20 protein-coding genes and 1 pseudogene are annotated in these 20,423 nt (G+C 61.0%); 5 read left to right on the forward strand and 16 right to left on the reverse strand.

What is annotated here, in order from left to right:
- Window positions 1–51: 51 nt before the first annotated feature.
- The 15 genes from lepB to HV711_RS28130 all read right to left on the reverse strand — a co-directional run bounded on the left by lepB (window position 52) and on the right by HV711_RS28130 (window position 13,020).
- Entirely contained in the window at window positions 52–564 is a 513-nt protein-coding gene (gene lepB, locus HV711_RS28060) for a signal peptidase I (RefSeq protein WP_035478327.1), read from the reverse strand.
- Window positions 557–1,297, reverse strand: coding sequence for a hypothetical protein (locus tag HV711_RS28065; protein WP_175145413.1), 741 nt, complete (start codon window positions 1,295–1,297; stop codon window positions 557–559). Before HV711_RS28065 ends, lepB begins: the two co-directional genes overlap by 8 nt.
- Window positions 1,294–3,717 (reverse strand): TraC family protein, encoded by a 2,424-nt coding sequence (locus tag HV711_RS28070; RefSeq protein WP_035478324.1) that lies wholly within the window; start codon window positions 3,715–3,717, stop codon window positions 1,294–1,296. The genes HV711_RS28065 and HV711_RS28070 overlap by 4 nt, the downstream gene beginning before the upstream one ends.
- Before the next feature lie 175 nt (window positions 3,718–3,892).
- Window positions 3,893–4,216, reverse strand: a complete 324-nt coding sequence (locus HV711_RS28075; protein WP_051223949.1) for a hypothetical protein — start codon at window positions 4,214–4,216, stop codon at window positions 3,893–3,895.
- Window positions 4,217–4,305: 89 nt separating this feature from the next.
- Window positions 4,306–4,884, reverse strand: a complete 579-nt coding sequence (locus tag HV711_RS28080; protein WP_175145415.1) for a TraV family lipoprotein — start codon at window positions 4,882–4,884, stop codon at window positions 4,306–4,308.
- A 9-nt stretch (window positions 4,885–4,893) separates the two neighbouring features.
- Window positions 4,894–6,171, reverse strand: coding sequence for a TraB/TrbI/VirB10 family type IV secretion system protein (locus HV711_RS28085; protein WP_051223946.1), 1,278 nt, complete (start codon window positions 6,169–6,171; stop codon window positions 4,894–4,896).
- A 2-nt stretch (window positions 6,172–6,173) separates the two neighbouring features.
- Window positions 6,174–6,929, reverse strand: a complete 756-nt coding sequence (locus tag HV711_RS28090; protein ID WP_035478319.1) for a TraK domain-containing protein — start codon at window positions 6,927–6,929, stop codon at window positions 6,174–6,176.
- A 442-nt stretch (window positions 6,930–7,371) separates the two neighbouring features.
- On the reverse strand, window positions 7,372–8,295 hold the full coding sequence (locus tag HV711_RS28095) for a TraE/TraK family type IV conjugative transfer system protein (RefSeq protein WP_082201393.1): 924 nt from the start codon (window positions 8,293–8,295) through the stop codon (window positions 7,372–7,374).
- The gene (gene traL, locus HV711_RS28100; protein ID WP_035478312.1) at window positions 8,292–8,570 is read right to left on the reverse strand and encodes a type IV conjugative transfer system protein TraL; all 279 of its coding nucleotides are present in this window, start codon (window positions 8,568–8,570) and stop codon (window positions 8,292–8,294) included. Before traL ends, HV711_RS28095 begins: the two co-directional genes overlap by 4 nt.
- Window positions 8,567–9,022: a hypothetical protein gene (locus HV711_RS28105; RefSeq protein WP_175145417.1), complete on the reverse strand. Its 456-nt coding sequence runs from the start codon at window positions 9,020–9,022 to the stop codon at window positions 8,567–8,569. Before HV711_RS28105 ends, traL begins: the two co-directional genes overlap by 4 nt.
- Window positions 9,023–9,410: 388 nt before the next feature.
- On the reverse strand, window positions 9,411–9,956 hold the full coding sequence (locus HV711_RS28110; RefSeq protein WP_035478308.1) for a hypothetical protein: 546 nt from the start codon (window positions 9,954–9,956) through the stop codon (window positions 9,411–9,413).
- On the reverse strand, window positions 9,956–10,663 hold the full coding sequence (locus tag HV711_RS28115) for a thioredoxin domain-containing protein (RefSeq protein WP_035478306.1): 708 nt from the start codon (window positions 10,661–10,663) through the stop codon (window positions 9,956–9,958). The genes HV711_RS28110 and HV711_RS28115 overlap by 1 nt, the downstream gene beginning before the upstream one ends.
- Window positions 10,664–10,670: 7 nt before the next feature.
- Window positions 10,671–11,951 (reverse strand): GspE/PulE family protein, encoded by a 1,281-nt coding sequence (locus HV711_RS28120; protein WP_051223943.1) that lies wholly within the window; start codon window positions 11,949–11,951, stop codon window positions 10,671–10,673.
- Window positions 11,948–12,376: a hypothetical protein gene (locus tag HV711_RS28125; protein ID WP_035478305.1), complete on the reverse strand. Its 429-nt coding sequence runs from the start codon at window positions 12,374–12,376 to the stop codon at window positions 11,948–11,950. Before HV711_RS28125 ends, HV711_RS28120 begins: the two co-directional genes overlap by 4 nt.
- Window positions 12,373–13,020 (reverse strand): lytic transglycosylase domain-containing protein, encoded by a 648-nt coding sequence (locus HV711_RS28130; RefSeq protein ID WP_051223941.1) that lies wholly within the window; start codon window positions 13,018–13,020, stop codon window positions 12,373–12,375. The genes HV711_RS28125 and HV711_RS28130 overlap by 4 nt, the downstream gene beginning before the upstream one ends.
- 42 nt (window positions 13,021–13,062) lie before the next feature.
- Between HV711_RS28130 and HV711_RS28135 the strand changes: the two genes are divergently transcribed.
- Window positions 13,063–14,085, forward strand: a complete 1,023-nt coding sequence (locus tag HV711_RS28135; RefSeq protein ID WP_082201392.1) for a conjugal transfer protein TraF — start codon at window positions 13,063–13,065, stop codon at window positions 14,083–14,085.
- Between the two features lie 2 nt (window positions 14,086–14,087).
- Window positions 14,088–15,569: a conjugal transfer protein TraH gene (locus tag HV711_RS28140; RefSeq protein ID WP_035478300.1), complete on the forward strand. Its 1,482-nt coding sequence runs from the start codon at window positions 14,088–14,090 to the stop codon at window positions 15,567–15,569.
- Between the two features lie 76 nt (window positions 15,570–15,645).
- Here HV711_RS28140 and HV711_RS28145 read toward each other — a convergent pair whose 3' ends face one another.
- Complete coding sequence (locus HV711_RS28145) at window positions 15,646–16,281, reverse strand: 2OG-Fe(II) oxygenase (protein ID WP_035478297.1); 636 nt, start codon at window positions 16,279–16,281, stop codon at window positions 15,646–15,648.
- 350 nt (window positions 16,282–16,631) lie between these two features.
- Here HV711_RS28145 and HV711_RS28150 point away from each other — a divergent pair, with 350 nt between their 5' ends.
- The 3 genes and pseudogenes from HV711_RS28150 to HV711_RS28160 form a co-directional block, all read left to right on the forward strand.
- The gene (locus tag HV711_RS28150; protein WP_035478295.1) at window positions 16,632–17,981 is read left to right on the forward strand and encodes a replication initiation protein; all 1,350 of its coding nucleotides are present in this window, start codon (window positions 16,632–16,634) and stop codon (window positions 17,979–17,981) included.
- Window positions 17,982–18,340: 359 nt separating this feature from the next.
- Window positions 18,341–18,784, forward strand: a complete 444-nt coding sequence (locus HV711_RS28155; protein WP_035478293.1) for a hypothetical protein — start codon at window positions 18,341–18,343, stop codon at window positions 18,782–18,784.
- A gap of 514 nt (window positions 18,785–19,298) precedes the next feature.
- Window positions 19,299–20,312: pseudogene (locus HV711_RS28160) on the forward strand (AAA family ATPase); the annotation flags it as partial.
- Window positions 20,313–20,423: the final 111 nt, after the last annotated feature.

Below are 20,423 nucleotides of genomic sequence, written 5' to 3' on the forward strand. Positions count from 1 at the left end.
CGCGCGATTGGCTTGAGAAGGCAGGCGCTGCAGAGAAGCATAACGAACTGTCTAATCCAGCAGCATGTCTTTCGTGATGATCTGGTCATAGCGAATCGTTCCCCAGTAGCGGGAGTCGTACGAACGGTATTCAGACCCGAACACAAAGTAGTGACCGGGGGCGATGCGATAACGGGTGTCCCAGGCGTTAATCGGTCTGAGAAAATGCTGGGCGCCGCGCGCGAGCGTGCCAAGTACGCGGCCATTGATACTGATCACGCCCTGCTCAATCACGACGGTGTCACCGGGCACACCCGCAATCAGTTTGGTCATGAGTGCGCCACGGGCAAAGAGTGATGCCTGCTCATTGCGAAACGTCACCATGTCGCCACGCGAGAGGGTGCCCACCTGCCGGGTGCCCCAATACCACTCCCAGGGCAGGCATCCGGTTTCCTCACCGTCAAAGAAGACGTACGCATGGCGATGCATCGCGGTCGAGGTTGCTTTTGCACCGAACAGCAGGAACGGTGCGAGGACCAGAGTCGCGGCAAGCAGCATCGCGTTGCGGGCAGGCAGCTTAGTCATCGAGGGATGGGTTGCCTGCGGATTCGCTCGCTGGCCCACGGGCTGATGGGGTCGCGGGCGCGCTCGGGGATACCGTCGCTCCCGGCTGAGAAGCCGGCGCTGCCGCCGGCGTGCCAGGGAGCGCATCGGGCGCGGACATTTTCTGGCCGCGTGACCAGTCCAGCCCGAGCTGGCCCGCGATCTGCGCGGTGACGTCAACGTCGGCCGGGGAGGCCACGACCGCTTCGCGCCGGATCAGCAGGCAACTGTCTGCGACCGCGCTCACCGCGGCATCCATCTTGCGAAGCTGATCGTGGTAGAGCGCCTGGGCTTCCGACTGGTTCTTGCCGTTAGTGCGGGCCAGTAGGTCCGAAACCACAAGCGCTGTCAGACGGCTCATGTCGATGGTTCGGTAGCAGGAAGCGCTGCCGCCGGCGCTCGCATGCCTGAAGGGTGCGGCGAGGGATGAGATCGGGGGCAGATGCGCGAACAGTGCGCGCGCGCCGAAAAGAAGGCCGGTGCAGGCGAGAATGACGACGACTACGAGACGCATCATGCCCCATGTCCCGCCGGCATTGGCCGGGGTCGACGCCTGCGGTGGCACGGACGTCGCTGTGGCGTCAGAAGCCTCACTGATCGACGCCAGTTGCGGCGGCGGAGGCGTCTGATGCAGCGCCGGTGCTCCGGCATCGACAGGACGATCAGTGCCCGCCACCGTTTGTGACGCGTCTGGCCGTTGTGAGCTCTCGCTCATGCTGTTTCTCCGCGGATGAATTCGTGTACGGCCTGAACAACGTCGTCACCTCGTTGGAGGGCAGCGATGATTTCGTCCCGTTCCCGGCCTTCGGACGAGAAGAGGACCTGGTTAAAGCGCGATTCGACGAGGCGCGCGATACCGGAGCCGTGTTCGGTGCGCAAATAGATCTCGGAGTATCCGGCGCGCCCCTTGATGGTGTGCACAGTACGCAGAAGGTTGGCCTCGCCTTCGCCGATATCCATCCAGCCGCTTTGCCGTGCGAGGTTGATGGCCTCGGAGGTCTGCTTCATGATGTACTTCGTGGCTGCGGTGCCCGCGATCGTCGGACCGTGGGGGCTGTTGTAGAGCTGTGTCAGGTTCTGCAGGACCAGGCCGACCGACCCGGTTTCCTTGCGGACCTTGGCATAGAGCTGCGCGAGAAAGCGCGCGAATGGCTCGTCGGGCATGAGATCGCCACCCTCCTCGATGATCAGCAGCTTTTGCTGGCTGCTGCCCTTGGTCTCATACATGTCCTGCTCGCAGCGAATCATCAGCAGTTGCAGGATGACCTGCTGCAGGTGAGGCTGTGAGCGCAGGTCGAAGAGTTCGAAGGTGGTCAGCTGAGCGTCCGCGCGCAGCGTGTTCGGCCCCGTGAACCACGCGCCGTAGGGGCCTTCGGTTGTAAATGGATAAAGCTTTCGTGCAAGCTCACGACTGATGTCGTCATCCTGATTCATGAGGTACAGGTAGACCCCCGTAATTTCCATGGCCGGGCCGTATGATGCCCACACGCTCTTGGTGGCCGACATGATCCGAACTGCCTCGGACGAACCCGTGGATTCATGCGGATTCGCCATCTTGCACAGCAGCGCCTGCAGCACGCCGATGCTCTGGTCGATATTTGTGACGTGCGTAAACGGGTTGAGACTGCAGCGGGCGTGCTCTGAGAATTCGATGTAGTCGCCATGGTGCGCACGCGTGAATTTCGCGTGCGAGCGGCGGATATCAAGAATGCGGACAACCGCGCCCAAGGCGAGGTAATCCTGGACCTTGCGCTGCACGGCGAATGATTTGCCTGCTCCAGGGTCGGCCGTCCATATCCAGTTGAAGTTCGAATTGCGGGGATCGAACACGTCATAACGGAAAGGGCGGCCTCGCCGGGTAGTCAGCAGCATGGCGCGGCCGTACCCACGCCACTCGTCGATCACAGGCAGGAACTGGGCTGCGTGGGTCGACGCCATCGTAAAAAACCGGCGCGTATTCTCGATCGTCCTGGCCGTCGGGCATAGTGGCAATGTGTTGTAGAAATTCGGCCAGATGATGTGTTTCTCAGGCGCCATCTGCATGTCCTGGCCGGCAAAGTAGGATTTCAGACGCGACATCATCTTGTTGATCCTACGCGGCGAACGATCGAAGAGGGCCAGCGTCGTGTTGATTTCCACCGCATTCGCGCCGGCGTCGAGCGAGGCAATGAGTGTGTCGAAGCCTCGTTTCTTCGCGGCCAGAATGGGCACCCACTTGAGCATCGGGCCGAACGCCTGCTGCGTGACCAGAGTCGACTTGGTGCGAAGCTTGCCGATTTTTGCGCTTTGCTCGGGGATGTGGATAGTGGTGGTCAGGACGAACGGCATGCTGATCTGCGTGCCGGTTCCGTCAGGTGTGCCGCGCAGCACGTCCATCAGATGGAGGCTCGCCTTTTTGGGATATTTGGCCGTCGTCATCAGTCCGATATGGACGTGGCCCGAGGTCCCCGGCGAATCCGCGCGGATCGTGTTCTTGTACTGCCTGATTCGCTGGGCCGGTTCAAAGATCTGATCGCGCAGTGTTGTGCTCTCGTCATATGAACGGTTCCATGCACCGTACATGTCGAAGTAGCGCCGCAGCACCGAAAGGTACTCGTCGGGACCGACTGGCTGGATATCCAGCTTGGCGGCTTCATACATCGACTGGAGCCGGTCACGCAGTTCGCGGAACTCGGCAATCTCGACGTCTTTCGGAAACGGCAGACCACGAGTGGGAACCTTGAGAGTGACGTAATGGCGTGTGTCCAGTACGCGGGTGTGCAGCGTGGGCGCCAGGGGCCGATGGGCTGCAGCAGCGATGAAGTCAGCCCGCTCAGTGCATGCGGTCTGCGCGATGCGGTTGCCCCTCGGGCTGTGTATCCGCGCCTCGCGGTAGATCTCGAGCGCGCCCTCCAGGTCCGGGACAGCCATCTGTATGTCCTGGATAAAAGTCCCCGGTGGGTAATGCTCGCCCAGCATGTTCTCGAGCATCTTCTGGATGTTGAGGTCCGCGCCAGTGATGAAGTCGCCCTGCAGGAGGCAGCCCAACGCCCCTTCTTCGAAGAAATAGATGTCGTCGTCGGCCGCCAGACAGGTGAAACTGTCTGCCGGCCGCCCGCGGTTCATCATTTCGCGTATGCGGTCGATTGCGCCCATCAGGTTTCCGTTGAAGACGTATGTGACTGGATGTCCTGATTGAGATTAGCATCAATCGCAATGAGAGAATTATTTACACTTCAAAGGTGCTACGAGCAGATAAAAAAAGACCGCCCGGAAGGGGCGGTCAGGCAGAAAGGGTTCCGAGGGGTAACCCGTCCTGAGAGAGCCGAAGTCAAAAGATGGCGGTGTACATCCCGGTTAGGATGTTCGGACCGTAGATGGAACCCAGCGTAATACCCAGACCGATGCCCATGCCTACGAGAGAGCCGCGTACCGTGGCCGCGATGAGCGCAATGGCAAGGCCAAGAATGGCGAGCATTTTGCCGCCAGAGCCCTGCAGTACGCCAGTGAGCCACAGATTGATCGTGTCGAAGGTTGAATCGGACCCGGCGTACGCGTGAACGACGAGCAGCGCGGCCACGACGACAATGACCAGGCTCATCAGCAGCTTCTTGCGGGATTTTGGGTCCGTCCAGCGTTCCTTGAATTTACTCATGTCGACTCCGTGCTGGGAGAAAGTGTTCCGGATGGTAATTCATAATCGCCAAATGATTTAATTTTTAATTTAATAGTATTTCGATGAGGTCAGCGGGACGTGTCTTGCGTCGGCAACGGGCTGGACTGGGGCGTCGATGGTGCAACTCGCGCCGGTGTCGGACGTCCACCGCCAGGCCCGGAAGTCACGAGGCTGGCATTGGACTTCGCGTTCGCCTCTATGCGATAGGGGGTGAGGACCCTAGCCTCCGATATCGCGGCATTGTTGCCCATCGACCAGCGCCGCGGCGTCACTTCGGCGAACACGATGCTCGGAAAATGCAGCTGGTTCCGATCGTCCTGCCACGTGTTAATCCACAGGCGCATGATCTTCGCCGGCTCCATCACGGGCATGGGTTGCTGGATCGGTTCCGGCAGGCTCACCTGGATAGCGGATACCGGTTCCGGATCCAGGCTCGAGCGGCGATTGCCTTGACCAGAGCCGGCCGCCTCGGCCGCTTCAACGGCGGCGGAATTGTTCGACATGGCGTAAGCCTGGCGTGCCGACACACAACCGACCCCCTGCCCGCCCGGGCAGGCTGGCGATGAGGTGCCGATGCCAAACATGGATGCACACCCGGTCAGCAGTGCCGACCCGAAGAAGGTCATCAGAATGGATTGGATTCGCACGGCTTGTCCTCAAATGGGAATGCTCACGCCCTTGACGAGAATCACGTCGACCTGCCGGAGGGGATTAATCTCCACGACAGGCACGATTTCCTTGGCAAGGTCGGTGTAGTACTGGGCAATGTTCTGGAACGCGGTGCCGATCGGCGCGCTCATCTGCGAACCGCTGTTGCTGTTGCTTCCCAGCTGCACGTTGACACCAGCGCTGTGGATGTTGGAGGCCTCGTTCGAAACGACCGTTGCCAGCCCCTCGCCGGCCGCGCCAATCAGAGCGACACGCATGGCGTTGGCGATGACGGCGCCGTCCTTGGACGCGAGATTGCCGCGCAGCCCCGGCTTACCATCTTCGCCGACTACATAGCCGTCCACGGCAACCTCAACGACACGCTTGTTCTTGAGCACGCACGACATACGCTCGGCGCGCAGCTGGGCGCGGCCCGTGGAGAGCTCGCCATTGCCAGACACCATCATGAAACACTCCTTGACGGAGGCTCGCTGATTGTTGGGGAGAATCGCGTCCTTCTTGACGCGAATGAGCATCGGCATGGGATTGCGCTGCGCCGATCGTGTAGTCGGAAAATCGCCGCCGTTGATCGCAAACCCCGTAACGATCGAGCCCATCGGAAGGAACGTCTCCGGAACTTCGGCCGCTTTCGCCGATGCGGTCCTGACCGCGCCGGTCGCGGCGTCGGCTGCACCGTCGCCGTCGTCTCCGACGATCTGGATGCCATCGGCCGGCTCGGCGTCAGGGGTGGTGGCAGAGTCGGCACCGGTACGCCCGGGACTGATGGGGGAGGCGGTGCTGCCCGCGCCGGCCGCACCTGGCAGCAAACTGTTCAATCGAGGTTGTCCGCCAGCCGGAAACGGCGCCGAGCCGGGAGGGGTGATGGTATCGCCTGTGCCGGGCGGGGGAAGCTGGGCGCTGGCTCCGGTACCTGTCGGTGCGGTTCCGTGACTTGAGGAATTGCTGGCGCCGCCGCGCTGCTGGGCCTCCAGCACGTCGAACCTGTGATCAACCTGATCTTGCTGGCTCTGCAGACGGTGATCGAAGTCGGAAATCTGGCGCTGCAGGGCGGTGACGGATGCATTGACGTCTGCCAGGTCGGTATTGCGCTGTGGCGGAGCAACGACATTGACAGCCAGATGGTCGCTGGGCGGCTTCGGCGGTGTCGTCTTCACGCTGAAGATCCAGGCGCCGACGGCGAACGCGGTCACGGTGCCGACGACCACGGTCCGCTTTTGCCGCGCGGGCGTCATCAGCGCCCAGTTCCGTTTGAGCTGGTCGAACATGATTACATTACCTGCTTGGCGAACATGATGAGGACGTCCGTCGTTTCGCCCGGTCTCACCGCCAGATTGGGAAAGATCGTCACGGCGAGTACATGGTCGCTGCCGAACGCTTCTTCGGACAGCGTGATGGGTTCTGTGCCAGTGTTGAGCAGCCGATAGCGGTATATGTCGGCGTCAGTTCCCGCATAACGCCCGATCGGCGTGGCCTTGATCGGGCCGGAAATAGCCATCGGAGCATCGAGCAGGGCTTCGGTGTATCCATCTGGAACCTGGCCCAGCACGGCCTGCTTCATCGTGGCCGTGATTCCTTCGACATACCCTGACTCTTCACCGGAACTGTGCGGATCGCCGCGGCCCTGCGGAATCGCACCGTCGAGCACCAGCGTGACCGAACGCCCGGCGATCTTCCGGGGCAGCAGATGCAGCGATACAACGGGCGAGTTCGGCAGCCCTGAATCCTTGATGAAGACTGTTGTTTCCTCTTTGGGCGAAAAAAAGATATCGCTCCCCCACACGCGCGAGCCCGACAGGTCCTCACCGTTGACGCGTTTGTTAACTACTTTGGGCTTCATGAATGGTGTCGCAACCATGTTCGGCTGCGCGGCAGACACTTCAAAGTCAGCCGTCACGCCATGTCGAACGTGGAGAACCGCTGGATTCTCGGCAGGCATCTGGGCCACGGCCGGCGTCGGCGGCGCCGGAAAATGTCCCCGGTTACCCAGCACGGTTCGGTCCCCTGCGGAGACAAGCTGCTGCATGACCGTGCGTACGACAGTCTCGTTGGGGCCAAGGCCCTGAGAGATAGGGGCCGACGGGATAGATGCCGTGGCGCGCTGCGGGGAGACATCGGTGGACGGCACAACCGGCACAGCCGCGGCAGCACCGTCGTTTTGCCCGCTCTTGAGCGAAGTAATGAGCCTCGAAATGTCCGCGCGTGTGAGCACCGGCGGTTGCACCGGGGCGGACGATATCGGTATTCCAGTCGCGGGGGGCGGGGGCGCGACGCCGGCTGGATCCATCTGGATGTGCACGTTGCGCACCACGCCGTCGTCCTGGGCAGCCGCAGGGCCTGCCACTGCAGCGATCGCGAGGATGAAGGGCGCGAGAGCGCGCGCCGACGTCGAGTAATACACCCCGGGTCGGGCTGTGCGGCGAGTCAGGTGCTCTGTGAGGGACGGAAGGATGGGCACGGTCTTTCCCTTATAGGCGTCCGGATGCTGCGTTCGCGTTGTCGCGTTGTGCCGGATCGACTGGCAGCGCAGGCAACGGCCCGGCAATACCTTCTGTCCCGCCGTTCCCAGGCGACTGGGACCCGACCGCTGCAGGTTGCGCGACACCGGTCGCGCTCCCCGTGAGGGCGCGCGCCCCGCGCGCTGGCGTAGCAGGCGCGGTCGACGGGATGGCTGTGTTGTCAGCGGGGTTGACACGCCCCTGACCGGATTCAAGTGCGTGCCGGATGTCATTCGCCTGAGGGACGATATTCGGATGCAGGCGATCGTGGCCAGAGGCCACCCCTGTCGTCGGCGGATGCGCCTTCTGCCACTGAAGTGTGCGGGCCTCACCAACATACGACGTAAAGGCGGTGATCCTGGGCAGGCCAGCCACCATCTTCATGGTCAGTTCGTACGTCACGGGCAGCTGTGCGAGGGGTTGTGCAGTGGTCTTGTATGCCGTTGTGTTAAGCGTACCCTCGATGAATACGCGGTGCGTTGATGCTTCCCACTTGCTGCTGCGTGGCACGAAGACATTGAGTGACCCGCTTGAGACGTAGGCCGGATCATCGGCGATCGCATAAATCTGGTCGCGCACTGCAGGGTAGATAGATGCGTCGACGATGAACGCGAGATGATCAGCAACAAAATGTGCGGTCTGCGGCGTGACCGATCCGACCGCGCTGGCAACGTACAGACCCCACGCCTCGTAGAAGTTGGACGATGCGCTGTCCCAGCCCACGGAGTATTCGGCGGTCATGTTGGGCGGTTGTTCAACGAGGCGCTCGTGCATGGACACCACCTTGAACGTCAACATGAGATTTATCAGAACGAGGCCACCAACAGACACCGAGAGGCAGTAGTTGGCGCTGCGCGTGCCGTTCCACGTGGCGAAGAGGCGCGGCATTTTCATTGAATGTATTCCCTGGCAAGCCCGTTGGTGAAGATCCGGTTCAGCGGCAACAGGCCGTACCAGTAGGCGATGTGATGAAGAGAACCCGGCAACGCCTTGCGCTTGTAGCGAATGTAGATCGTGCTGAGAACGAGGCCGCTAATGATCGAGATGGTCATGACATCAAAAATGACGCCGACGAACATCGAGAGAATGATCGGCATCAGGTCGTCCGTTTCCCAGAAAGCGATCTGCGGAAAGTTGTCGATCATCTGAGGGATATCGCGTTCGATCATGACGGGGTCCGTGGCTTCGATTCACGGCACATGGCCGCCGGGCGCGCAGGCAGGTGCTTTGCGACGTGACGTGCGCCCGCGCGATACGCGCGGCGGCCGCGACGCACAGACGGCTGGTCACCCGGCATCTCCACGATCTCAACTGGCACGGAAACTTCGATCGGCTCGGTGTGCTGGACCTGCCACGAGTCCTTTGGCAATGACTGGACGGGCTGCGCGGTGATGACCGCCTCCTGGGAATAACCGAGCGTTGCGTAGTCGGAGCCGGTCGATCGCGTCTCGACACCGAGCCATGTGCGCTTGGCCACGAACGGCTCAGGAGCTTGTGCGGGGACGCACCCGCCGAGCAAACAGAGAACGCTGGTCAAAATCAGCGCGCCTGACGTGGAAAGCAGGTATGAACAGACCGCACGTGCTGAACTGGCAGTAACCGGCCGGATGAAACCTCTCAAGTTTTGCTCCTGCGCAAGGTCCGCAAAGCCCGTACGGGTCTGATGATTCGCCAGAGTAACAAAATCTCAATGAGGTAAATAATCCTCCTTGCGTTAAAAAACGCGTTTTCTGCGTGAGGCTTGACGAGGTCTAACGTCGCCGAGGTCCACCCCTTCTCTGCGATGACGGAGACGGGGCGGCAATCGTCGCCGAAACTGGTTGGCCACAGGCTGAGCGTGAGCGTTGACAGGACGGCCGAGAGAAACGGGCTACGGACTTGCCAGCTGTCGCAGCGTGCGAGCGCGGGAGGTGCTGCCCACGGGGCCTGGTTCGTGGAGACTGTCGGTGGATGGCTGTTCTGGGTACGCGCCGCGCCCGTAGCATGTACGGTGAGTGCGGCTGTGATTATCAGGATGAGAGCCAGTCGGAAAGGCCGTGCCATCCGTCATACCCCAGTTTGATCGGTCGGCCCTCGATAACGAAGGCGGGATAGCCGGGCAACGTTCGGGCCGCTGCCGTGTTCCGCTTCACGTCCTCCTCGACGGTCTGCCACACGCCCGGCACCAGCTGGATATCCCAGCCGGGGACAAAGAAGCCCTCCATGCTATGTGCGGCAAAGGCACGGGCGGCCGCCTGCGCAGAGTCATGGGTATCGCCCACGGGAACGAAGCGGACCTGAAAGGTCGCGAACGTGCGATCGTGAAGCGCGGCGCGTGAGCGGAGGTCAGAATATGCGGTGCGGCAAATGCTGCAGCCTGAATCAAGGATGAACCATAGGGGTGTCCTGCCCAAGGACCGTTCGTCTACGATGAAGTGAAGCTGCGTGAGATCGACACGCGGCGGGTCGGGGCGTTCGGACACGCCCGTAGCAGCGCGCGCGAGCGCTCCAGAAGCGGACATGCCGATCGTCGCGAGGCTGCCAAGGCTCGCGCGGAGAAAGTGGCGACGTTTCATCAACTCATGACCTTCGAAACAAGACCATTCAGGAGCTGGACGAGGGTGTCATAGTTGCCCCCCGTGTAATTCGCGTTGGTGACGAACCGGCCACCAACGCCAAAATCAGGAGTGACATTGATGCGATAGCGTCGGGCAAGAGCCGCTGCACGCTGCAGGCGGTCGCGGGTTTCCTGCGAATGGAGCGCCGTGAGGACCGCATTGCGCTGCAGGCCCATGCGGTAGAGGATCTGGGGGAAGTCCACGGGGGTAGGAGCAGGGTAGTGCTGCTGACCTGCGGTGTATGCGAACCCCTCAAAGTCCGCCATCCTGTCGGGCACCAGTGAGCGCGCGACGTAGTATGCGGCGGCGGCAGAAAGCGCGACGGGATCGTCGATCATCAGAGGTACAGGAACGAAGAGCATCGGCTTCGGCATCGTTTTGCCCCACGACTCAAGGGATTGCGCATACTGGGCGCAGAAAGGACAGGTGTAGAGGAAAAACATGAAGACACGATTACGGTCCTCAGCAAAATTGCCGATCTCGAGATAGGGACGAATGTTGATCTTCGAGTCTTCCTGCGAGCCGCGGCCAGGCACGTTCGGCGTCCCTGTTACGACATCGTCGTCGTTGCTGGCCTGCGCACGGGCAATCGGCGAAGCTGCGCCGCCCAGGGTGGCAAAACCAGCTGCAGCGGCGGACAGGAGAAAGCGTCGGCGGTTGGTCATGAGTCGCTCACTGGCTGAACTTGAGTGCCGTGTGGAAGTCAACAAAGCGCTTTGAGCTCATCTCCATTCCGATCTGCAGGAGCGGGGCATACTGCGGTTGCGAAAAAGCTTCTTCACGCATTGCCTGGCGATCACCGCGCTCGACCGCTTCGCGAAGGGCCGCAGTGCCGACCAGCATTTCCATAACGGGAATCCGCCCCTGGTACCCATCCTTGCAATGTTCGCAGCCGCGGGGGTTAACGGCGTAGAAGGGGCGATCGAGTTCGATTCGCTCGCCACCGTTCTGAGCACGCAGCGCCCTGACTTGCTCCGCTGCGGGGACGAACAGCGTTGAACAACTGTCGCAGATTTTGCGCACAAGACGCTGGGCGGTGATGAGGCGTAGCGCGTCAGCGATCTCGTAGGGCTTGACGCCGAGATCGAGCAACCGGGTGATCGTCGAAAGCGTGGTCCGTGTATGGAGAGTCGAGAGCATCAGGTGCCCGGTGTTAGCCGCAGTGAACGCAATGTTCGCGGTTTCCGAATCGCGGATTTCTCCAACGAGACCGACTTCGAAGTCCTGACGCAACGCAGAGCGCAAGATCTTCGCGAACGTCCGGTAAGGGGGGTGAACCGAGACCTGGTTGGCGCCCTTCAGTGCATATTCGATCGGATCTTCGGCCGTGATGATATGAATACCGGGCTCGTTCAGGTGGTTCAGGCAGGCGTAGAGGGTCGTCGTCTTGCCGGAGCCTGTCGGTCCAACGTTGAGAATGATCCCTTCTTCATACGCGAGCGCCTCCATCAACGCCCCCCGTAAAAGCGGTGGCATCCAGATGTCGTCAAGCTGGCGCGCCGCATTCGCTTCGTCAAGAAGGCGGCAGACGATGGACTGGCCCAGGTCGTTGGGCAGGAGTGATACACGGACCTCGACGCGGCGGTTCCCGAGAGCGACCGCGAATTTGCCGTCAAGAGGCGACTCAGTGTCGGACACTTCGAGGCGGCATCGGGAACGCAGCTTGATATTGATTTCGCGAGCCGCCGCGCTGTTCAGGAAGTAACGCTCCTGGAGAACACCATTGACACGCACGAGGATGCGAAAGCCATCCGGGTGATGCCGCATGTGTATGTCGGACGCGCCTTCCAGGCAGGCCGCCGGAAAGAGGTAGTTGAGGAAGTCGACAACCTTGCTGTCACCGTTGGCAGTGGAGATAAAGCGATCGAGCCCCTCGCGCAGGTATCCCGTCGACGAGACGAGCAGCGGACTGAAATCGGGCACAGTGGCCTGCACAAGGTCAGGGGCGTTCACAGGCGCTCTCCATCGTCTGCCCCCGACGCCGGCGCGGTCCTCGCGGCGTCGCCTTCGTGCCGGTGCGCGCCAGACGTCGCGGATGGGCTGGACGAAGGGGTGTCGACACGCAGCGCCGGGCTTCCGCGGGGACGATAGTCGCCGAATACCGCATCCACATCATTGAAAGAAGGAAGTGGCTGCCCGTCGTATGCCCAGTACCAGACCGACGACCGGCAGGCCTGGATGAATGGCAGGGCCTCGTCCGCCAGATCCTGGCCGGTTTCCTCGTCGAGCATGCGCATGAGCGATCCGAGCGCGCGCACTGCGCCCCCCACCGGCATGCAGGTGCGGCTAACCCGGGTGGCCGGTTCGGTTGAGACAAAGATATACGCAACCCAGCCGACAAGTGCGGCGCCGGCAACGTAGGAGATGACTGTTTTCATTCGGCGCCATCCTCGGCGGTAAAGACGATGTCTGAGCCGTTCGCAGATGCGCCTAGCACGGGTGCGCGTTGAGGTTGCGAAGCAGCCGTCAGCGGGGAACGTCGTGCCCGGCTACTTGCGTCAGGTCCGACCGCGGGCAACGTCGCCGGACGAGAGTCCTGATACCAGCTCCAGACCTTGCGGACGTACGCTGCGCGTGACGCGGTGCAGGCCTCGCCCTTGAGCTGGGTGCAGGCGGTGTTGTAAGCACCGATAGCGTCCCAGCGGGCTCCTTGCTGTTTGATGATGCCCGCGAGAACCCACGCACCCACGTCGATGTTCAGGCAAGGATCCGCCATCAGCTGTTCGCGGGTGATCCCGTAGCGCGCGAGCGTCGGTAGCCAGGACGAGTTGATTTGCATGAGGCCAAGATCCACGGTCCCTGTCCGGGAAACGTGGTTGAGGTTCTGCGCCGAAGCGCGACCGCTCGACTCGGTTTCGGCCATGGCCCACAGCAGGCGAGGGTCGATGTGATATTTCGCACCAGAAGCCTCAAAGCACGCGCTGATATCGGAGCCTGGCGCGGCCAGCACGGCCGTCGACACAGTAAAGAAAATGAAGGAAATTATCAGTCGGCTCATCTGGAAAAAATAATCACTCATCATCGGGTTACTATAATCTCATTCAGATTGTGAATTTAATCGACGATGCCATCCAGCCGAGCCAGCCGAAATTTCGCCTACGCGGTCCTGCTTGCCGCAGCGGCCGGCCTTGGGAGCCCTGGCGTGGAGGCGGACGGTTTTTACGAGGGGAAGGGACAGGGTTGGTACTTTTATGACGATGGACGCACGCCCCCGGGGTCGACCGTAAGTGCGTCCGAGGCGGCACCGACCACCAGCGCGCCTGTGGCTGCGCCGCCCGCGGCCGCATCGAACCAGGCAAAGCCGGAGCCGTTTTCGGTGGAATGGCTGCGTCAGAAGATCAAGATCCTGCAGTTGAACTCGATGAACCATCCAACCGTCGAGAACCTCGAGGCCTTCATGTGGGCGCAGCGGATGATGCTCGACATGAGCCAGAACTTCGCGGATGTCGGCTCGAAGGTGGCCGCGGACGATCCCTATCTCAACGAGGCTGTGCGCTTTCCGACCGCCGCTGCCGCCCGAAGCAACGCCCTGTGGCAGATTGACCGCGCGCGCGACGAGATCCTGAAGAACCTCTCTGGCCGCGCGGGACTGTGGTTCTTCTTCGATTCACGCTGCGCGTTTTGCGCGCAAGAACTTCCCGTAGTGAAGGGCATAGCGGAGCGATATCACTTCCCTCTGCAGCTCATATCCGAGGATGGTGCGCCTCTGCAAGGCATGGCGCGGGCCGCGATGGTCGTCGATCGTGGACATGGGACATTCAAGGCCTTCGAACTCAAGCTCACACCGGCGGTGGTACTGGTAGTGCCGCCGGCGACGGCGATGGTTGTCGCACACGGAGCGATGGCGCAAGACGAGTTGCAGCGCAAGATTGTGGAGGCAGCGATCGATGGCCAACTCGTGCCCCACGATCTGATGGACATCGCGCAGCTTGAGGAGCGCGGCATTGTGAGCCCAGGTGACATCGAACGGATGAAAGCGCAGGCAGCCGCAGCCGATACCGACGACCCGCAGCAGCTCGTGAAGCTCATGCGTGAGGCAGTGGGACGGCACATGCCGGATTTGACACAGAACTCCCCGGATCATTAGCGATGAAACTTCGGCTCAGTCATGTCGCGATCGCGACGGCATTTTCTCTCGTCTGTATCGGCTCTCACGCAGATATCAACTCATCCCTCAATGCGATGTGGACCTCGTCAGCAGGCGGTACAGTGACGGGGCAGAACGGGATGGGGGTCTACGGACCCTCGTATTACATGCGGGCTCCAGTCCAGAGCTATGAACTCGTGCACATCGACCCGCCGCGGCTTGCGGCCGGCTGTTCCGGAATCGACACGTTCTTCGGAAGTTTCTCGATGGTTTCCGGAGCGCAGCTCGAATCGCTGGTGCGCAACATCATTCAGGCCGCTCCCGGGTACCTGATGCAGCTTGCGATCAAGGCGGTATGCGACGACTGCTACTCGATCATGGCCGCGATGAAACACTACGCCGACATGCTCAACAACGGGCAGATCAATTCGTGTGCGGTCTCCAAGGCGGTGATCGGCTCTGCGATTCACGCAACGGGTCTCGACGACGAGGTCGGCGGCTCATTCCAGCAGGATGTCGAGAAGCAGGCTGCGGTCGCCAAAGGCTGGTACTCGGACATGTACGCGGGCCTCACGGCGGCTTTTTCCAACGGCCCGAACGTATCTCGGGGAGCACGCCAGGACGACACGACGGCGTATCGCAACACATTTTTCAACACCATGTACGCGACGGGGGCTCCGAACACCATGGATCTGGGTGTGCTGGGTGGCGCCGAGCCAGGCATGGAACTGATGATGAGCCTTTTCGGAACGTCCGTCACACCTGACCTGAACAACAGTCCGGTCTCCACTTCCCCGAAGGACGACAAGGTTTTCCCTGCGACACTGACGTGGGAAGACCTGAAGGACGGTTACGACCCGGCCAAACCGCGAGTCGTATATCAGTGCATGGACTTCCAGGCGAACGACGAGGGATGCCAGCGGGTCACACAGACGGCGTTCACCTATCAGGGAATCCGCCGGTACCTGATCGATCAGCTGGCTGGCGTGCAGCCGACAGCGTCAGGGGCTACGGCGGGACAACCCGGGAACATCATTACGACGATCCAGCCTGGATCGATCATTGCGAACTTCAACGCCGGGATCGCTTTGTCGTCGACTCAGCAGTCCTTTGTGAACGTGCTGGGAGTGAACATGCAACGGATGATGATAGAGCTTTCCGGGTTGAACCAGAACGACGCCATCCAGCTGTATAACCAGTTGATGGACGTCATCGCAGACCAGGTAACAGCGTCGGTTGCATTCACGATCATCAGTTCCGTCCAGCAGGCCTACAACCCGACCTCACAGGCCTCGCAGTCGATCGACAATCAACTCAAGCGTATCGTTCCGATGAGCACCGAACAGAAAGCGGCGTTCGAGAAATTTGAGCGTGACGCACAGGTGAAGAGCGATTATGAAGCGCGTGCGCAGCGCGTAATGGCGGTCGTGGCAGAACTCAAGGAGCTTCGTTCCGAAAACAGCATGGTAAGCAGCACGCATTGATGCTCACGGGAGTATTCGGCGAAGTACCGGCGGCGCCGACGAGAGGAAGGGGAAGGCATGAGAACCGCCAGGGGGATCACGAGCGGCGTCTAAACCATCCCGTGAGCGACATGCGGTCGCGCGTCGCAGGCAATACTTCGTGCAGCATGTCGGCGGATAGAAACACTGCGATCCGGCTGCCGAGTGGCGAGATGTCCTGCGTGCTCAAGCCCTCTGGATATAGCCGCAACGCACCGCCGTGCTCAGGCAGCCAGTCCGCATTCAGATAGACGATGACGGACACCGTGCGGCTATCGTCATCGCGAAATTGATCGCGGTGTCGCTGATACGACGCGCCCGGAGCGTAGCATGCGAAGTGGCTTTCGTATTCTTCGAGTCCCAGAAAGAGCCCGCGATTCAACGCCATACGCAGCATTTCCATGATCGCGAGATACCGGTCGCAGGCTTCGGACTGGCCCGCCTCCAGCCACTGAATCCTGTCGCCGCGCACATCGGGCTGGAGCGAACGCGCCGCGCCCTGGCTGACACGCGCCAATGTGAGTGTCCCGGCCGTCGAAAGCGCTGCACATTCCAACGCCAGCGCGAGCGTCAAATCCGGTGGGAAAAAATTGTCCTGTTCCGACCAGCCATGGTCATGAATGGCATCCACGATACGTCGATGCTGATCATCTCCGGGTGCATCGAGACGCGCCGGCGAGTGTGGTCGGGTCACTGCTTGTTCCTTCGAACGGAGGTGCTGGGTAGAAATTCGAACGGCCGTCCGAGGCGGGTATCGGCAAGGTGGGCTTGATCTGTGCGAAAGATACTAACACCGACGTCTGACAAGCCCCGAGGCCCGACGCCCGCACTTCGCGTGGTCGTCGTATGGGTCCAGCGTGGAATCGACTGCAAACGAAAGCGGAACTGTTTGTAGGGGGATGGGCCAATTCCTCCATTTACCGAAGTAAACCAAGGTGAGTTGCGATTCTCCAACCCACTTCACCGTAAATGGTGAGATAAACGCTATAGACGCGCATCACCCCAGCCGGTATGCTCGCACAAAATCCTTCCTCGACCGGATGCATGGCCACAACGCGCGCGAAGAAGACCGATCTGGTGAGCCCAAGCTCAGCCGAATTGCGCAAAGCCGTTGAGGCGATCGCAATTCAGCCCAAGCACGGCAAGATCACGCTCCTCACCCGGAAGCTGTTCAACGTGCTGCTCGCTGTTGCCCAGCAGGCGGACGAGTCCGGCGACACGTACCGCGCGCTGCTCTCCGATATTGTCGCGAACTCGTCGTTCGATTCAAACGACACGGCGCTCGTCAAGGAGCACCTGCGGCGTATGGTGTCGGTGCAGGTCGAATGGAGTACGGGTACTTCAAGCCAGAAGCCGGGCCGCAAGTGGGGGATTTCCACGCTGATCGCCGACGCGGAGATTATCGAAGACCCCGTCACGCGGCGGGTGTGGGTCGAATTCTCGTTTGCGCCGAAGATCAAGAAAAAGCTGCTCGACCCTGTTCAGTATGCGCGCCTGAGCCTACAGTTCCAGAGCCAGTTGCGCAGTAGCGCGGGCCTCGCGCTGTATGAGATTTGCGTTCGATACCTGACAAACCCAAGCCATCTGACGATGCGCGAACCGCCGGAATGGTGGCGGCCTATCCTGTCTGGCACGCCCGACACCGAAGCTGGCGACGAGGCAAAACGCGAGTACAAATACTTCAAGCGCGACTATCTGCGGCCGGCGATCGCCGAAGTGAATGCAGTCACCAACATCCTGGTCGAGCTGATCGAACATCGTGAAGGTCGGCGCGTCGCGGAAATTCAGTTCCGCGTCACGGAGAGCAAGCAGCCGATGCTCGCGCTCGACCAGCATCCGAACGTGTTCGATAGCACGCTCGTGGACAGAATAATCAAGATCGGGATTCCGCTCAAGGAAGCACAGACGCTCTACGCTGACAACGAGGAAAACCGTATTCGCGCAGCGTTGCAGATGACCGAACAGCGCATGCGCAGTACGTCGCTGCCACCTGTGCGAAGCGCACCCGCGCTATTCAAGGACGCATTGAAGAAAGGCTATGCACCGCCGGTCGAGGCACTGCCGTCAGCCAGCAACAGCAAGGGAGTCGCGGCCGCACCGGCCGACGACCTGAAAGCGCGTTTGCTCGGCGAGTATTCGGGTTTCCGGCGCAAGGAAGCGCGAGCCGTCTACGAGGAGCAGGGCGAGTCTGAGCGCCAACTCGCACGTCAGTCGTTCGAAGAAGATGAGTTGCCGGACCTGGGCTCGCACATGCGCGACGATTGGCGCCGGCGCGGACTCGATTCAAAGCTTGTTGAGACAGCCTTTTTCGACTGGCTGGCTCGCAAGACCTGGGGCGAGCCGACCGATGGCGATTTGCTCGCCTTCACCCTGAGCCAACCCCGGGCAGCGTAACGCGGCGCCACGTAGCTGCCGATGGGCAGCGAGACGGACGGCGGCGATATCATCGCGAGTTCCCCTGAGTCCGGTCAGCCTCGCCGTCAGGTTTAGACGGGGTGTTTGCGCCCGGTAGCTTCGTGCATGCGTGGCGGCCACTCGCGTACCGCGCCGACGCGGTACATTCCCCCTGCCGGTGCCATATGGTCGATGCCGATGTGTCCATGGGCCCGGCCTCAAGCGAACAGGATCTTCAATACTCGGTTTCATGCGCAGCTACCTTTTCCAACGACCTGGCGATTGATCGCGGCACTTCGAACAGGTTGAGACAGGAGACGAATAATGGCAGTGGCTGGCAAATCTGATCGGAGCAAACGATGTTGGCATGGCACTACACGACGGGACGCAAATTTCAGCACATCAGCTCAAGCGGGATGCTAATCCCGGGCGGCATCAGGGTCGAGCCTGCCGGGACGCCAGTGCTGTGGTTCTCGCGACATCAGCACTGGGAGCAAACCGCTGGCAACGCGTGCCAGGAGGCTGGACAACCAGTGCGCCGCCTGACGATGCGTGAAACATACGTGGCGAGCGGCGGACTCGTGCGGTATGGCTGCGATGTTAAACGACTGTACGCCGGCGAAGCGCTGCGGCGAAAAGCACGGATGACCCACGAGGTCTGGGCGGCCTTGTATACGGCGGGGAAGCTGCAGCAGGCGTATCCCGCGGCGTGGTGCGGCTCGGTCGACTCAATTCCGATTGATGGCCTGGTAGTACAAGTCATGAGCGAATCCTTCAAATGGGAGCGCTTCGAGGCATCCTAGCGTATCGTCGGTCACTGAATGACTGGGCTTTCTGGATAGCGACCTTGACGTGTGCGATCCGATGAGGAATCGTTTGTGCCGATCAATCCGATTCCTGTCTTCGGTTTCGCGGTGGCGGTGATTGTCCTCGATCTCCAGTACCAGTGACCTACCATTGCGCGCTTTGGCGCAATGGCATTGGGTCTTGTGGCAGGTGCGGGGGGAGAGATCCGTTGCAATTCCCCCGGGCGGCCAGCCCTACTGCCAAAGGAGTCTTACTGATTGGGAAGCCCGGCACGTCCGCCCCGAACCGCTTGACAGACTGCCTCAGGGCGTGACGCGGCCGTACGAAAGCATCGTTGCGTCGACGCGCAGCCGACATTCGTCAATCGCCGAAGGCTGCGCGATTTCACCCTGCTGTTTGTCGCTCACTACATGGTGCGTTGAACCCTCGCTTGAGCGGCAAGTTGTGTGCTTTGGCTGCGCGGACCCGCCAGGCCATAATGTGCTCAAGACAACGTTCGGGGAGCGCAGCATGCAAATTCTTGAGACGATACTTGAACAACCAGTCGGGGCGACATTCGTTCGCGCCGACCTTCACGTACATTGCTACGGCGGCTCCCACGACGTCACGGACCCCGCCATGACGCCGGAAGCGGTCGTGGCGACCGCGGTGAAGGAGAAACTAACCCTGATTGCGATCGCAGACCATAACGAAATTTCAAGTGTTGAAAGAGCCTTGGCGGTCGCAGTAGGCACACCCCTCATCGTGATCCCCGCTATCGAATTGTCAACACTGCAAGGACACCTGCTGTGCTACTTCAAGTCTCTGCAGCTTCTGCGGCGCTTTCACGGACAGCTGTCTCTGCTCGACAGCGGACTGTCCACCTCAAGGTGTCAACAGTCGATGCTCGAATGTCTCAACCTGGTGCAGGCGCTAGGCGGGTTCTGCCTGCTGGCTCACGTGGATGCTCCGTCGGGCTTCGAGCAAGAAGTCACCGGTGCGTCGCCGCACAAGGCCGACGTCCTGTGCCATCCCGCCCTCTTGGGCATGGAACTCAAAAACGCCTCGTCCGTGATCGCGTATTCAGCAAGTGATCCGGAGCCCAACCGCACCCGGCTGGGCGAGGAACGGATCAAGCGACTTCAGCTTGGTTCGAAGCAGTATCTCGCACGGGTCCTCAACTCAGACGCCCATTCATTGACGGCGCTGGGACGCAACGCCGAAAGCGCGCGCAAGGTCACCCGCTACAAGATGGACGACCCAAGCTTCGACGCTTTGCGAATCGCACTCGAAGACGCCGACGCCAGAGTACGGATAGAAGACTTGGTTCCGTCTTCGATCCCGCGCGTGATGGGCGTCAACATCGACGGGGGCTTCCTTTCGGGTCAGACGATCCAGTTCAGTCCGAACCTCAACTGCATCATCGGCGGCCGTGGCACGGGAAAATCGACAACTTTCGAAGCCGTCCGCTGCCTGATTGCCGACGGAGAGGAGAGAAACCAAGTTGTCGACTCCGAAGTCTGGCCGGAGGAGCTTTACCTTGTGTGTATGCGGTCCATCAGCGACGCCCCTCAATTCAGGTGACGGAGCGTGTGACATGTGGTGGGAACGCGGATCAGCGTAGGTTGGCCGGCAGCTTCCAGGGAAGCAGCGCGT

The sequence above is a fragment of the Paraburkholderia phenoliruptrix genome (assembly GCF_902859825.1).
Lineage (GTDB): Bacteria > Pseudomonadota > Gammaproteobacteria > Burkholderiales > Burkholderiaceae > Paraburkholderia > Paraburkholderia phenoliruptrix.